General features: G+C 69.4%; 13 protein-coding genes. 5 read left to right on the plus strand and 8 right to left on the minus strand.

Features of this window, described 5'->3' with window-relative positions; all coding sequences use genetic code 11:
* Positions 1 to 40: 40 nt before the first annotated feature.
* Complete coding sequence (locus tag JN22_RS19520) at positions 41 to 2,320, minus strand: NADP-dependent malic enzyme (RefSeq protein WP_179166194.1); 2,280 nt, start codon at positions 2,318 to 2,320, stop codon at positions 41 to 43.
* Between the two features lie 316 nt (positions 2,321 to 2,636).
* Between JN22_RS19520 and rph the strand changes: the two genes are divergently transcribed.
* The 4 genes from rph (at position 2,637) to JN22_RS19540 (ending at position 5,711) form a co-directional block, all read left to right on the plus strand.
* A complete protein-coding gene (gene rph / locus JN22_RS19525; RefSeq protein WP_085555526.1) occupies positions 2,637 to 3,356 on the plus strand; it encodes a ribonuclease PH in 720 nt (239 codons plus the stop codon).
* A 30-nt stretch (positions 3,357 to 3,386) separates the two neighbouring features.
* Positions 3,387 to 3,986 carry an RdgB/HAM1 family non-canonical purine NTP pyrophosphatase gene (gene rdgB, locus JN22_RS19530; RefSeq protein WP_085555527.1) on the plus strand — a complete coding sequence of 200 codons (600 nt, stop codon included), beginning with the start codon at positions 3,387 to 3,389 and terminating at the stop codon, positions 3,984 to 3,986.
* Positions 3,983 to 5,140: a radical SAM family heme chaperone HemW gene (gene hemW, locus JN22_RS19535; RefSeq protein WP_223677797.1), complete on the plus strand. Its 1,158-nt coding sequence runs from the start codon at positions 3,983 to 3,985 to the stop codon at positions 5,138 to 5,140. Before rdgB ends, hemW begins: the two co-directional genes overlap by 4 nt.
* Positions 5,141 to 5,216: 76 nt before the next feature.
* On the plus strand, positions 5,217 to 5,711 hold the full coding sequence (locus tag JN22_RS19540) for a dihydrofolate reductase (protein WP_085555529.1): 495 nt from the start codon (positions 5,217 to 5,219) through the stop codon (positions 5,709 to 5,711).
* A 15-nt stretch (positions 5,712 to 5,726) separates the two neighbouring features.
* On the opposite strand, the gene JN22_RS19545 is transcribed toward JN22_RS19540, so the two are convergent.
* From JN22_RS19545 to JN22_RS19575, 7 genes are all read right to left on the minus strand, one after another.
* A complete protein-coding gene (locus JN22_RS19545; protein ID WP_085557252.1) occupies positions 5,727 to 6,653 on the minus strand; it encodes a ParB/RepB/Spo0J family partition protein in 927 nt (308 codons plus the stop codon).
* The gene (locus JN22_RS19550; protein ID WP_085555530.1) at positions 6,650 to 7,447 is read right to left on the minus strand and encodes a ParA family protein; all 798 of its coding nucleotides are present in this window, start codon (positions 7,445 to 7,447) and stop codon (positions 6,650 to 6,652) included. Before JN22_RS19550 ends, JN22_RS19545 begins: the two co-directional genes overlap by 4 nt.
* 49 nt (positions 7,448 to 7,496) lie before the next feature.
* Positions 7,497 to 8,126 (minus strand): 16S rRNA (guanine(527)-N(7))-methyltransferase RsmG, encoded by a 630-nt coding sequence (gene rsmG, locus JN22_RS19555; protein ID WP_085555531.1) that lies wholly within the window; start codon positions 8,124 to 8,126, stop codon positions 7,497 to 7,499.
* Positions 8,126 to 10,009, minus strand: a complete 1,884-nt coding sequence (gene mnmG / locus JN22_RS19560; RefSeq protein ID WP_396021953.1) for a tRNA uridine-5-carboxymethylaminomethyl(34) synthesis enzyme MnmG — start codon at positions 10,007 to 10,009, stop codon at positions 8,126 to 8,128. Before mnmG ends, rsmG begins: the two co-directional genes overlap by 1 nt.
* 141 nt (positions 10,010 to 10,150) lie before the next feature.
* Positions 10,151 to 11,482, minus strand: coding sequence for a tRNA uridine-5-carboxymethylaminomethyl(34) synthesis GTPase MnmE (mnmE, locus tag JN22_RS19565; RefSeq protein WP_085557253.1), 1,332 nt, complete (start codon positions 11,480 to 11,482; stop codon positions 10,151 to 10,153).
* A gap of 24 nt (positions 11,483 to 11,506) precedes the next feature.
* Positions 11,507 to 11,866, minus strand: a complete 360-nt coding sequence (locus tag JN22_RS19570; RefSeq protein WP_085555533.1) for a (2Fe-2S) ferredoxin domain-containing protein — start codon at positions 11,864 to 11,866, stop codon at positions 11,507 to 11,509.
* The gene (locus JN22_RS19575; RefSeq protein ID WP_085555534.1) at positions 11,863 to 12,114 is read right to left on the minus strand and encodes a DUF6489 family protein; all 252 of its coding nucleotides are present in this window, start codon (positions 12,112 to 12,114) and stop codon (positions 11,863 to 11,865) included. The genes JN22_RS19570 and JN22_RS19575 overlap by 4 nt, the downstream gene beginning before the upstream one ends.
* A gap of 190 nt (positions 12,115 to 12,304) precedes the next feature.
* Here JN22_RS19575 and JN22_RS19580 point away from each other — a divergent pair, with 190 nt between their 5' ends.
* Positions 12,305 to 14,407, plus strand: a complete 2,103-nt coding sequence (locus JN22_RS19580) for a thioredoxin domain-containing protein (protein WP_085555535.1) — start codon at positions 12,305 to 12,307, stop codon at positions 14,405 to 14,407.
* The last annotated feature ends 6 nt before the right edge of the window (positions 14,408 to 14,413 follow it).

Here is a 14,413-nt window from a genome sequence, read left to right on the forward strand (position 1 = left end):
GGGTGAAGTGCTCAAGCCCCTTCGGAGGGTGGAGCCGTCCTTACCAGGGCAGCGAGTCGTGCGCCGCCAGCGCGGCGGCCGTCACGATGTCGTTGACCGACGAGCCCATGCTGACGATCTGCGCCGGCTTGTCGAGGCCGATCAGCAGCGGGCCGATCATCTGCCCACCGGCCATCTTGTTCAGCAGCTTGGCCGAGATGTTGGCGGAGTGCAGGCCCGGCATGATCAGCACGTTGGCCGGGCCGGACAGCCGCGAGAAGGGGTAGACCCGCTTCATCAGGGCGTAGTCCAGCGCGACGTCGGCCGACATCTCGCCGTCATACTCGAAATCGACGCGGCGGTTGTCGAGGATCGCCGCCGCCTCGCGCAGCGGGTCGGTGTTCGGGTGCGGCGTCTGCCCGAAGTTCGAGAAGGAGAGCAGCGCCACGCGCGGCTCGTGCCCCATCTGGCGGGCCTTGGCGGCGGCGCCGATGGCGATGTCGGCCAGCGTCGCCCCGTTGGGACGCACATGCACCGTGGTGTCGGCGATGAAGACGGTGCGGTTGCGCGTCACGAAGACGTGCAGGCCGAACACCGGCTCGTTGGCCTTGGGGTCGATGACCCGGCGGATCTCCTCGAAGGCAACGCCGAAGCTGCGGGTCAGGCCGGTCACCATGGCGTGGGCGTCGCCCTGCGCCACCATGCAGGCGGCGAAGACGTTGCGGTCCTGGTTGACCATCCGCTGGCAATCGCGCAGCAAGGCGCCCTTGCGTTGCAGACGGCGGTAGAGGTGGTCGCTGTAGCGGCGGTTGGCGTCGGACAGGCGGGCGTTGTGGATTTCGAACTGGACGTTCGGCTGCCCCATCGCCACGAGCTGTTCCTTGATGACCTCCTCGCGGCCGATCAGCACCGGCGTGCCGTAGCCGCCGGAACGGAAGGCCATGGCGGCGCGGATGGTGCGCTCCTCCTCGCCTTCGGCGAAGACGACGCGGCGCGGGTTGGCCCGCACCTTCTCCAGGATCAGCTCCAGGCTGTCGGCGGTCGGATCCAGGCGGGTGCGCAGGGAATGCCGGTAGCCGGAGATGTCGACGATCGGCTTGCGCGCCACGCCGGATTCCATGGCGGCCTGCGCCACGGCGGCCGGGACGGTGACGATCAGGCGCGGGTCGAAGGGCACCGGGATGATGTAGTCGGCACCGTAGCGCAGGCGGCGGCCGGAATAGGCGGCGTCGACCTCGTCCGGCACGTCCTCGCGCGCCAGGGCGGCGAGCGCCTTGGCGGCGGCGACCTTCATCGCCTCGTTGATGGTGGTGGCGCGGACGTCGAGCGCGCCGCGGAACAGGTAGGGGAAGCCGAGGACGTTGTTGACCTGGTTCGGGTAGTCGGAGCGGCCGGTGGCGACAATGGCGTCGGCGCGCACCGCCTTGACCTCCTCCGGGGTGATCTCCGGGTCGGGGTTGGCCAGCGCGAAGATGATCGGCTTGGCCGCCATCGACTTGACCATCTCCTGGGTCATCGCCCCCTTGGCCGACAGCCCGACGAAGACGTCCGAGCCGGCGACCGCCTCCTCCAGCGTCCGCTTGTCGGTGTCGACCGCGAAGGAGGACTTCCACTGGTTCATGCCCTCGGTGCGGCCGCGATAGACCACGCCCTTGGTGTCGCACAGGATGATGTTCCCGCGCGGCACGCCCATGGTGCAGAACAGCTCGGCGCAGGCGATGCCCGCGGCGCCGGCGCCGTTCACCACCATCGTGACGTCCTTGATGTTGCGCCCGGTGATGTCGCAGGCGTTGATCAGGCCGGCGGCGGCGATGATGGCGGTGCCGTGCTGGTCGTCGTGGAAGACCGGGATGTCGAGCAGCTCGCGCAGCCGCTCCTCGATGATGAAGCAGTCGGGCGCCTTGATGTCTTCCAGGTTGATGCCGCCGAAGCTGGGGCCGAGGAAGCGCACGCAGTTGACGAACTCGTCGACGTTCTTGGTGTCGACCTCCAGGTCGATGCCGTCGACGTCGGCGAAGCGCTTGAACAGCACCGCCTTGCCTTCCATCACCGGCTTGCCGGCGAGCGCGCCCAGGTCGCCCAGCCCCAGCACCGCCGTGCCGTTGGAGATGATGGCGACGATGTTGCCCTTGGCGGTGTAGTCGTAGGCGAGCGACGGATCCTCCGCGATGCGCAGGCAGGGGACCGCCACGCCGGGGGAGTAGGCGAGCGCCAGGTCGCGCTGGGTCGTCAGCGGCTTGGTCGGGGTGATCTCCAGCTTGCCGGGGCGCCCGCTGGAATGCAGCAGCAGGGCTTCCTCGTCGGTGACGCGCTTGGTCTCGGACAACGTGGGCTCGGACATGGGGGTCTCGTGTTCCTCAACGGATGTTTGATGCCCGCCGGTCGTCTTTGATCCTGGAGCGGTGGCGCTGCCGACGGTGGGGGCCGGATGTTAGTCCCCGGAAGCGGCGCTCGCCAAGCCCGCTGTCGCACGAATCATGCAGAAAAGCGGTCTTACGCGACACATCGCGTCATGTCAGCGCTAACCTGTGCCGCTTTTCTCCCCATCCTCCCGCCTTGCGCATGCCCCGGATGCGAGGCTGGACGCGATGGGGCGGAGCCGGTAGCTTGCCGCCCGTTCACGACCATCCCCGACAACCGATTTCTGGATGATGCCCATGCGCCCCTCCGGCCGCGCCTTCGACCAACTGCGCACCGTTTCGCTCGAACCCGGCTTCAGCAAATACGCCGAGGGCTCCTGCATGGTGCGGTTCGGCAACACGCATGTGCTGTGCACCGCCAGCGTCGACGAGACGGTGCCGCGCTTCCTGAAGAACACCGGGCTGGGCTGGGTCACGGCGGAGTACGGCATGCTGCCGCGCTCCACCCACAGCCGCACCGACCGCGAGGCCGCCAAGGGCAAGCAGTCGGGCCGCACCCAGGAGATCCAGCGCCTGATCGGCCGTGCGCTGCGCGCCGTCACCAACCGCGCGGCGATGGGCGAGAAGCAGATCAAGATCGACTGCGACGTCATCCAGGCCGACGGCGGCACCCGCACCGCCGCCATCACCGGCAGCTATGTCGCCCTGCATCTGGCCTTCCAGCACCTGATCCAGATCGGCGCCTTGAAGACCATGCCGCTGACCGATCAGGTCGCCGCCGTGTCCTGCGGCATCTACAAGGGCAACGCGGTGCTCGACCTCGACTACCCCGAGGACTCGTCCGCCCAGGCCGACGCCAACTTCGTGCTGACCGGCAAGGCCGGCATCGTCGAGATCCAGGGCACCGCCGAGGAAACCCCCTTCAGCGAGCCGCAGTTCAACGAGCTGCTGGCGCTCGCCCGCAAGGGGGTGAACGAGCTGGTGGCGCTCCAGAAGTCCGTGCTCGGCATCGCCTAACCCCGGACCATCGATCGAGAGGGCCAGTCCATGACCGCTCCCCGCCGTTTCACCGGCGACACGCTCGTGATCGCCAGCCACAACAAGGGCAAGGTCCGCGAGATCGCCGACCTGCTGGGCCCCTACGCGGCCAACTTCACCACGGCCGGGGAGCTTGGCCTGCCCGAGCCGGAGGAGACCGGAACCAGCTTCGTCGCCAACGCCGAGCTGAAGGCCAAGGCCGCGGCCGCCGCCGGGCACGTCGCGCTCGCCGACGACAGCGGTCTGGTGGTGCCGGCGCTGAACGGCGACCCCGGCATCTACTCCGCCCGCTGGGCCGGGCCGGAGAAGGACTTCGCCATGGCGATGCGCAAGGTGGAGGAGGGGCTGACCGGCAAGACCGACCGCTCCGCCTATTTCGTCTGCGCCCTGTCGCTCGCCTGGCCGGACGGCCATGTCGAGACGGTGGAGGGCCGCTGTTACGGCACGCTGGTGTGGCCGCCGCAGGGTCCGCGGGGCTTCGGCTACGACCCGATGTTCCGCCCGGACGGCTTCGAGCAGACCTTCGGCGAGATGGATCCAGCCCGCAAGCACGAGATGAGCCATCGGGCCGACGCCTTCCGCCAGCTCGTGGAGCGGTGCTTCCGGTGACCAGCGACCCCGGTTTCGCCATCTACGTCCATTGGCCGTTCTGCAAGTCGAAGTGCCCCTACTGCGACTTCAACAGCCATGTCCGCGAGCGGGTCGACCACGCCCGCTGGCGCGCCGCCCTGGTCCGCGAGCTGGAGCATTACGCCGGCCTGACGGCGGGGCGCACCGTCACCTCGGTCTTCTTCGGCGGCGGCACGCCGTCGCTGATGGAGCCGGAGACGGTCGGCGCGGTGCTCGACCGCATCGCCGCGCTGTGGCCGGTGGCGCCGGGGCTTGAGGTGACGCTGGAAGCCAACCCGACCTCGGTCGAGGCCGACAAGTTCCGCGCCTTCCGCAACGCCGGGATCAACCGGGTGTCACTCGGCATCCAGTCGCTGAACGACACGGATCTCCGCTTCCTCGGCCGCCAGCACAGCGCCCATGAGGCGACCGGCGCCATCGCGCTCGCCGCCCGTCTCTTCGACCGCTTCTCCTTCGATCTGATCTACGCCCGGCCCGGCCAGAGCATCGCCGCCTGGGAGGCCGAGCTGCGTCAAGCGCTCGACCACGCGGTCGGTCACCTGTCGGTCTACCAGCTCACCATCGAGGAGGGGACCGCCTTCTTTCCCCTCCACGCCCGTGGCGATCTGGTGCTGCCCGACGAGGATCTGGCCGGCGACCTTTACGAAGCGACGCAGAGCCTGCTGTCCGGCGCCGGCCTGCCGGCCTACGAGATTTCCAACCACGCCCGCCCCGGCGAGGAAAGCCGCCACAACCTGACCTATTGGCGCTACGGCGACTATGTCGGCGTCGGGCCCGGCGCCCATGGCCGGCTGACGCTGGAGGGCGAGAAATTCGCCACCCGCGCCCACCGCGCCCCGGAAATCTGGCTGGAACGCGTCGAGCGCGACGGCCACGGCGCCGCCTCTCCCGACCCCATCGACCGGACCGCGCGCGGCACCGAACTCTTGATGATGGGCTTGCGCCTGACCGAAGGCATCCGGCTCGCCCGCCTCGCCGAGGAAGCCGGCCGCGATCCGTTGGACGTCCTCGACCAAGCCGCCCTCAAGCGCCTGATCGACGGCGGCTTCCTGGCCCTCGATGCCGAACGGCTCCGCGCGACCCATGAGGGCCGTCAGCGGTTGAACGCCGTGCTGGGCAGCCTGCTCGCCTGATTCCCCTTCTCCGCGAGGACGGGGGAGGGCCGGGGTGGGGCCCCGTGTCCCTTCACCAAGGAGGAGCTTCCCCGCCATGCTCATCAGCCTCATCGTCGCCGCTTCCACCAACGGCGTGATCGGCCGCGACGGCGGTCTTCCCTGGCATCTGCCGAGCGACCTGAAGCGCTTCAAGGAACTGACGCTCGGCAAACCCATTCTGATGGGCCGCAAGACCTGGGATTCCCTGCCGCGCCGCCCTCTGCCCGGCCGCGACAACCTCGTGGTCAGCCGCCATCACCCGGCCGGAGAGCACGACGGCGCCCGATGGTTCACAAGCTTGGACGGCGCCGTCACCTGGGCACGTGAAAGCGGCGCGGCGGAACTGTGCGTGATCGGCGGCGCCGCGCTGTTCCGCGAGGCGCTGCCCATCGCCAACCGCCTGCATTTGACCCGCATCGAGCGGGACACCGACGGCGACACGATCATGCCGCCGTTGGGGCCGGGCTGGAGCGAAATCCAAAGCAGCGACCGCTTCGAGGAGAACGGCCTGCCCTTCCGCTACATCGACTGCGAGCGCGTCCCGGCCTGACCGGCTGGGACGGCCTCAGTCCTCGCCGCCCAGCCGGTGCAGCACGTCGTCGAGCTGGTCGAGGGTCTGGTAATGGATGGTGATGGTGCCGCGCTGCCCCTGCGGGTTGATCGCCACCTTCAGACCGATCCTGGCCGAGATTTCCTCTTCCAGATTGATCAGGTCGACGTCCTTCATGGCCGGAGCGGGAGCCGGGGCCGGACCGGATCCACCGGCGCCCTTGCGGGGCTTGGGCTGGTCGCCGCCGCGCATCAGCTCCTCGGTCTGCCGCACGTTGAGGCCGCGCTGCACCACCTCGCGCGCCACCGAGACCGGATCCGTCGAGGTCAGCAGGGCGCGGGCGTGACCGGCGGTCAGCGCACCGTCCTGCACCATGCCCTTGACGGGATCCGGCAGGGCCAGCAGACGCATCATGTTGGCGACGTGGCTGCGGCTCTTGCCGACGGCGCGGGCCAGATCCTCCTGGGTGTGCTCGAACTCGTCCATCAGGCGGCGGTAGCCCTCCGCCTCTTCCAGCGGGGTCAGATCCTGGCGCTGGATGTTCTCGATCAGCGCGATTTCCAGCGCCTCGCGGTCGCTGAGATCGCGGATGACGACCGGCACCTCGTGCAGGCCGGCGATCTGCGCGGCGCGCCAGCGACGCTCGCCGGCGATCAGTTCGTAGGAGTTGGCCGCCTCGCCGTCACGGCGGACCAGCAGAGGCTGGAGGATGCCCTTGTCGCGGATCGACTCGACGAGGCCCTGGATCGCCTCCTCGTCGAACTTGCGGCGCGGCTGGTAACGGCCGGGATGAACGAACTCGATGGGCACCTGCTTGGACTGGCGCACCTTGTCGAGCTGCGAGTAATCCTCCGTCGCCTCGCCGAAGAGGGCGGACAGGCCACGGCCAAGACTGGCGCGGCGCGCCCCCCCGCCATCCAAACGCTTGGCGTCGTCGATCATGCGCACAGCCTCTTTTCGCGGCGCAGCACCTCGCCCGCCAGATGGATGTAAGCCTGGGATCCCGGGCAGCGCATGTCGTAGATCAGCACCGGCTTGCCGTGCGACGGCGCCTCGGAGACCTTGACGTTGCGCGGGATCACAGTGTCGTAGACCTTCTCGCCGAAGAAGCCCCGCACGTCGGCCGCGACCATGTCGGACAAATTGTTGCGTTTGTCGAACATGGTCAGCACGACCCCGTGGATGTCGAGGTTCGGGTTGAAGGCGCGCTTGACCCGCTCGATGGTGCGGATCAGGTGGCTGAGCCCCTCCAGCGCGTAGAATTCGCACTGCAACGGCACCATGACGGCGTGCGAGGCGACCAGCGCGTTCAGCGTCAGCAATCCCAGCGCCGGCGGGCAGTCGATCAGCACATAGTCGTATTCGAGCGCGCTGTTGGCGACCGCCTCGCGCAGCCGGAACTCGCGCCGCTCGGCCGAGACCAGCTCGATCTCGGCGCCCGACAGATCGACCGAGGAGGTGATGATCGACAGGTTCGGCACCGCCGACGCGATCGCCGCATCCTCCAGTGCCACATTGTCGAACAGCACGTCGTAGATGCCGACGCGGCGGTCCGAGCGCGGGATGCCGAGGCCGGTCGAGGCGTTGCCCTGCGGGTCGAGGTCGATGACGAGCACGCGCTTGCCGATGACGGCGAGCGCGGTGGCCAGATTGATGGTCGTCGTCGTCTTGCCGACGCCACCCTTCTGGTTCGCGATCGCGACCACGCGGGCGAGGGAGCTGGTGACGGCGGACATGGCAGCCTCTTGGGAAGCCTGAGAGCGGGAAGAGGGCGGATTCGCGGCATCAGCCATGGTCGGTCTCACCACGCTCGATGCCGCTGACGCGCAGGATGGTGCCGGTCGGGTCGCTGCGGCTCTCGAAACGCTCGGTCCGCATCTTCCAATATTTGGTGGTAGCGGTCAATTCGTCGTCCAGGTTCTGGCCCTTCAGAAACAGGCCGGTGCCGCGCGATCCCAGGAAGGGAAAGGACCAGCCCAGCAGATCCGCCAACGGCGCCAGGGCGCGGGCGGTCACAACGTCGGCCTCGATGCCGGTGACGGTTTCGATCCGCTTGTTGTGGACGGTGACCGAGGCCCCGGCCACCCGCGCGGCTTCGCGCAGGAAGGCGGCCTTGCGCGAATCGCTCTCGACCAGATGGACCTCGGGAACGCCGAGGATGGCGAGAACCAGACCGGGAAAGCCGGCGCCGCTGCCCAGATCCACCAGCACCCGCGTGCCGTCCGGCAACAGGGGGTGGAGCTGGGCGGAGTCGAGGAAATGGCGGCGCCACAGATCGGGCAGGGTGGAGGGGCCGACGAGGTTGATCCTCGGTTGCCACTTCCTCAGCACGCTTTCATAGGCGGCAAGACGGTCCAATGTTTCACGTGAAACACCGATGTCATCCTGGAAAGCCTGCGCGTCGAACACTGTCATCACTCCGCCGCCTGCAAATCGCGCCGCTTCACATGACGCAGCAGCGCCACCAGCGCCGCCGGGGTCATGCCGGGAATGCGCGCCGCCGCGCCGAGCGTCGCCGGCCGCGACTGGCGCAGCTTCTGCCGGATCTCCGCTGACAGGCTGCCGATGCCGTCGACATCGAGATCGTCGGGCAGAGCCAAAGCCTCGTCCTTGCGGAAGGCGCGGATGTCGGCCTCCTGGCGTCCGAGATAGCCGGCGTACTTGCCGTCGATCTCAAGCTGTTCCGCGATGTCGGCCGGGATCTCCGCCAGTTCCGGCCACAGCCGGGCAAGCACCGCAAGATCCGTGTCCGGATAGCGCAGCAGGTCGGCGGCGCTGCGGCGAACCCCATCCTGGTTCACCGCGATGCCCTGGCGGGCCAGTTCCACCGGCGTCGCCTGCAAGGCGTTGACCAAAGCCCGGCCGGCCTGGAGCGCCTCGCTCTTGGCGGCGAACACGTCGCGGCGATGGGAGCCGACGCAGCCGATGGCGACACCCTTGGCGGTCAGGCGCTGGTCGGCGTTGTCGGCCCGCAGCAGCAGCCGGTACTCGGCGCGCGAGGTGAACATCCGGTAGGGCTCGTTGGTGCCGCGCCCGATCAAATCGTCGATCAGGACGCCGATGTAGCCGTTGGCGCGGTCGAGCACGAAACCGTCGGCGGATCCGCCGGCTACCAGGGCGGCGTTGATCCCGGCCATCAGCCCCTGGGCGGCGGCCTCCTCATAGCCGGTGGTGCCGTTGATCTGGCCGGCGAGGAACAGGCGCGGCGCCCGGCGGGTTTCCAGCGTCGGCTTCAACTCACGCGGGTCGACGTAATCATACTCGATGGCGTAGCCGGGACGGATCATCTCGGCCCGCTCCAGACCCGGCATGCTCTTGAGGATGCCGAGCTGGACATCGCGGGGCAGGGAGGTCGAGATGCCATTCGGGTAGACGGTGTGGTCGTCCAGCCCCTCCGGCTCCAGGAAGATCTGGTGCCGTTCCTTCTCGGCGAAGCGCACCACCTTGTCTTCGATGGACGGACAGTAGCGCGGGCCGGTTCCGGTGATCTGGCCCGAGTACATCGGCGCGCGGTGCAGGTTGGCACGGATCAGCGCGTGCGCTTCCGGCGTCGTCCAGGTGATCGCGCAATCGACCTGCGGCGTGTCGATCCGTTCGGTGAGGTAGGAGAAGGGCGGCGGCGGCAGATCGCCCGGCTGCTTCTCCAGCGCGTCCCAATCGATGGTGCGCCCGTCGAGGCGCGGCGGCGTCCCCGTCTTCAGCCGGCCAAGCGGAAAGCCCAGCCGGGCCAGCGTGTCGGACAGGCCGAGGGAGGGCGCCTCGCCGACCCGGCCGGCCGGGGTGCGTTCCTCGCCGATGTGGATCAGGCCGCGCAGAAAGGTGCCGGTCGTCAGAACCACCGCGCCGGCGGCGATGGACTCACCGGAGCCGGTCACCACACCGGCGATCCGTCCCCCGGCATCGACGATCAGGTCCTCGGCACCGCCGGCCTCGATGAACAGGTTGGGCTGCTCGGCCAACAGGGCCTGCATCGCCTGACGATACAGCTTGCGGTCGGCCTGGGCGCGCGGGCCGCGAACGGCGGGGCCCTTGCTGCGGTTGAGGATGCGGAACTGGATGCCGCCACGGTCGATGGCCTTCGCCATCACGCCGTCGAGCGCGTCGATCTCCCGCACCAGATGCCCCTTCGCCAAGCCGCCGATGGCCGGGTTGCAGGACATCTCGCCGATGGTTTCCACCTTGTGGGTCAGCAGCAGCGTGCGCGCGCCCATGCGCGCCGCGGCAGCGGCCGCTTCACAGCCGGCGTGACCGCCACCGACAACGACGACATCGAAGGTACGGGGGGGAAAAGTGTGCATGGCCGGGACCATAACCGAAGCGTCCCGCCACGCCAAGACCCTGCTCCCGCCGCCGGATCGCGGCACCCATGTTTCACGTGAAACACGGGCGCCGCATCGCCGCCCGCATCGGCCGCCCGCGCCGGTCCATTCGCCGCCGGACTATTTGCCGATGCAGAAATCCCGGAAGATGATGTCCAGCAAATCCTCGACATCGACCCGCCCGGTGATACGGCCGAGCGCGCGGCTGGCCAGCCGGATGTCCTCCGCCGCCAGCTCCGGCAGGGGCGCCGACAGGGCGCGGAGCAGGGCGGTCCGGCACTCGTCCAGAGCGGCGCGGTGCCGAGCGCGGGTCAGGCTGGGTGTGCTGCCCACCGCCAGCCGGTCGGCGCTAAACGCCGTTAAACGCTTTTCCAACTCAGCCAGCCCGTCGCCGTTGCGGGCGGAAAGCAGCACCGGCGTCACACCGGCGATCACCGGAACGGGAGCGCCGGACAGGTCGCTCTTGTTCACGACGACGACCGTGTCGGCGTCAATCAGGGCGACGGTTGCGGGGTCGAGGTCGGGCAGGGCGGAGGCGTCGAAGACGGCAATCTTCACGTCGGCGCGCATCGCCCGGTCCCTGGCCCGCCGGATGCCTTCCTCCTCCACCTCGTCGGCGGCGGCCTCGCGCAGGCCAGCGGTGTCGGCGAGCACCACCGGATAGCCGCCGAGGTCGAGATGCACCTCGATGACGTCGCGCGTCGTGCCGGCGCGGGCCGAGACGATGGCCGCGTCGCGGCGGGCGAGCGCGTTCAGCAGGCTCGACTTGCCGGCGTTGGGCGCGCCGACGATGGCGATGTGCAGTCCCTCGCGCAGCCGTTCGCCCCGGCCGCCGTCGTCGAGATGCCGGGCGATCTCCGCGACCAGCGTCTCGACCACCGGGCGCACCGCGTCGGCCACGCCGCCGGGCAAATCCTCGTCGGCGAAATCGATGTCGGCCTCGATGTGGGCGAGCGACCGGGTGAGACGGTCGCGCCAGCCCTCGTAAAGCCGGCCGAGCGCGCCTTCCATCTGACGCAGAGCCTGCCGGCGCTGCGCGGTGGTCTCGGCGCCGATCAGGTCGGCGACGGCCTCCGCCTCGGTCAGGTCGAGCTTGCCATTCTCGAAAGCGCGCCGGGTGAACTCGCCGGGTTCGGCCAGCCGCAGGCCGGGCTGGGCCGACAGCGCCTCGATCACGCCGGACACCACCGCGCGCCCGCCATGAAGGTGAAGCTCGACCACATCCTCGCCGGTGAAGCTGGCGGGGGCGGCGAAGCGCAGCACCAGCGCGTCGTCCAGCGCGTCGCCGGTCGCCGGATCGCGCAGGCTCGCCAGCACGGCGCGGCGCGGCTCCGGCGGCGGACGGCGGGTGAGGGCGGCGAGGGCGTCGCCCGAAGCCGGCCCCGAAACGCGAACCACCGCCACACCGGATCGGCCGGGGGCGGTGGCGAGCGCGAAAATCGTCGCGGTCATGACCATGCCATCGTCATGGGCCGGTCAGCCGCGCTGGTCGGGACGAAGCTCCCGCTGCTCGGCCGTCAGCATCAGACGGTCGACCCGGCGGCCATCCCGCAGATGGGTCAACAGGATCTCGTCGACGTCGGCGGTGCTGCGGTAGGTGTACCAGACGCCCTCCGGATAGATGACCAGGGTGGGGCCGAGTTCGCAGCGGTCGAGACAGCCGGCGGAGTTGACTCGGATCTTGCCGTCGAACCCCAGTTCGCGGGCGCGGGCCTTCATGTAGTCGCGGAGCTTCTCGGCCCCCTGGGCGGCGCAGGAGCCGCGCTTGTGCCCGTCGGGGCGGCGGTTGGTGCAACAGAAGACATGGGCTTCGAAATAGGGTGTCTGATCGCTCACTTTCGTCCTTCCTGCCCCAGGGCCGAGGCCATCTGGGTCCAAAACATCTTCTGAATCTGCTCCATGCCCTGGATGCCGGCGGGAAGCCAGGTCTTCAGCATGGTTTCGGGGTCCATGGCGTGGAGATTGGCCTGCATGCGGTCCTGGATCTCCCGCATCATGGCGTCCTGCATCGGCTTCACGTCGGGCAGGCCGAGGAAATGCCGGGCCTCTTCGGGGGTGCAGTCGATGTCGATGCTGATCTTCATGCCAAACCCTTTCGACGCGGGCGGGCCGGGCGCCCGCCGAGGTGAGTGTTCGAGGGTGAATTTTTAGGGTTGAGCGCCGCATCGCCTCATGCCCCACTATACAGATAGGGTGCGTTGGCGCAACGCCACCTCCGCGCCATTTGGTTTCCGAACGTCTCGTTGTCCAACGCCTCACCGATGGGAACCCGCCATGACGGCCGAACCGCCGGGTGCCAGCCTGCCCAGTGCCAGCCTGCCCAGTGCCAACCAGCCCAGCGCCAACCGGCTGGGCCGGGAGACCAGCCCCTACCTGCTCCAGCACAAGGACAACCCCGTCCACTGGATGCCCTGGGGACCGGAGGCCTTCGCGCGCGCGCGCGCCGAGAACAAGCCGGTGCTGCTGTCGGTCGGCTACGCCGCCTGCCACTGGTGCCACGTCATGGCCCATGAGAGCTTCGAGAATCCCGCCATCGCCGGGCTGATGAACGAGCTGTTCGTCAACATCAAGGTCGACCGCGAGGAACGTCCCGACGTCGACCAGATCTACCAGTCGGCCCTGGCGCTGCTCGGGCAGCAGGGCGGCTGGCCGCTCACCATGTTCCTAACCCCCGAGGCGGAGCCCTTCTGGGGCGGCACCTATTTTCCGCCGGCGCCGCGCTATGGCCGCGCCGGCTTCCCCGACGTGCTGCGGGGCGTCGCCGGGACCTACGCCGAGGAGCCGGACAAGGTCACCCGCAACGTCTCCGCCCTGAAGGACGCCTTGAACGGGATGGCCGAGAACCGCGCCGCCGAGACCATCGGGGCCGGCGTGCTCGACGATATCGCGGCGCGCTTGCTGCGCGAGGTGGATCCGGTCCATGGCGGCATTGGCTCGGCCCCGAAATTCCCCCAGGTCCCCCTGTTCGAGCTGCTGTGGCGGGCGTGGCAGCGCAGCGGAAAGGCTCCGTTCCGCGAGGCGGTGGTGACCACGCTGGCCAACATGGCGCAGGGCGGCATCTATGACCATCTCGGCGGTGGCTTCGCCCGCTACTCGGTCGACGAACGCTGGCTGGCGCCGCATTTCGAGAAGATGCTGTACGACAACGCCATGCTGCTCGATCTGCTGACCCTGGTCTGGCAGGAGACGCGCGATCCCCTGTTCGAGACGCGCATCCGCGAGACGGCCGGCTGGGTGCTGCGCGAGATGGTCGCCGAGGGCGGCGGCTTCGCCGCGACGCTCGACGCCGACAGCGAGGGGGAGGAAGGCCGCTTCTACGTCTGGAGCGAGGCGGAGATCGACCGGCTGCTCGGCCCCGAGGCCGGCTTCTTCAAGCAGGTCTACGACGTCACCGCCCATGGCAACTGGGAGGGCACCAACATCCTGAACCGGCTGGGCCGGCTGGATCTGGCCGGCGCGGAGGCCGAGGCGAAGCTGGCGGCGTCCCGCGACACGCTGCTGCGGGCGCGGACGCGGCGGGTACGGCCGGGCTGGGACGACAAGGTGCTCGCGGACTGGAACGGGCTGATGATCGCGGCGTTGACCCACGCCGGACTGGCGCTGAACGAGCCGGACTGGATCGCCGCCGCCGGACGGGCCTACGCCTTCGTGCGCGACCGGATGCAGGACGGGAACCACCGGCTGCACCACAGCTGGCGCGGCGGGCAGACCCGCACCCCCGGCATGCTCGACGATTACGCCGGAATGGCGCGCGCCGCCCTGGCCCTGCACGAGGCGACGGGGGATCCGGCGGCGCTCGACCAGGCTCGGGCCTGGGCCGCGGTGCTCGACGCCCATTTCTGGGACCAGGGGAAAGGCGGCTATTTCTTCACCGCCGACGACGCCGAGGGGCTGATCGTCCGCACGAAGAGCGCCTTCGACAACGCCACGCCCAACGGCAACGGCACCATGCTGGCCGTGCTGGCGACCCTGTTCCACCGCACCGGCGAGGAGTCCTACCGGAAGCGCGCCGAGGCGCTCGCCGCCGCCTTCTCCGGCGAACTGAACCGCAACTTCTTCCCGCTGCCGACCTTCCTCAACGCGGTCGAGCGGCTGCACGCGCCCTTGCAGATCGTCATCGTCGGCCCGCCCGGCGCGGCGGAAACCGAGGCGCTGCGCCGGACCGTGCTGGAACGGTCGCTGCCCAACCGCATCCTGACCCTGCTGCCGCCGGGGGCGGATCTGCCCGCCGGCCATCCCGCCCAGGGCAAGGGGATGAGGGACGGCCGGGCCACCGCCTATGTCTGCGCCGGCATGACCTGCTCGGCGCCGGTCACCACGCCGGCGGATCTGGCCGCGGCCCTGCCGACCGCCCATCCCGCACAAGGCCGGCCCTGACCGGAA

The organism is Azospirillum agricola (assembly GCF_020005195.1).
Lineage (GTDB): Bacteria > Pseudomonadota > Alphaproteobacteria > Azospirillales > Azospirillaceae > Azospirillum > Azospirillum agricola.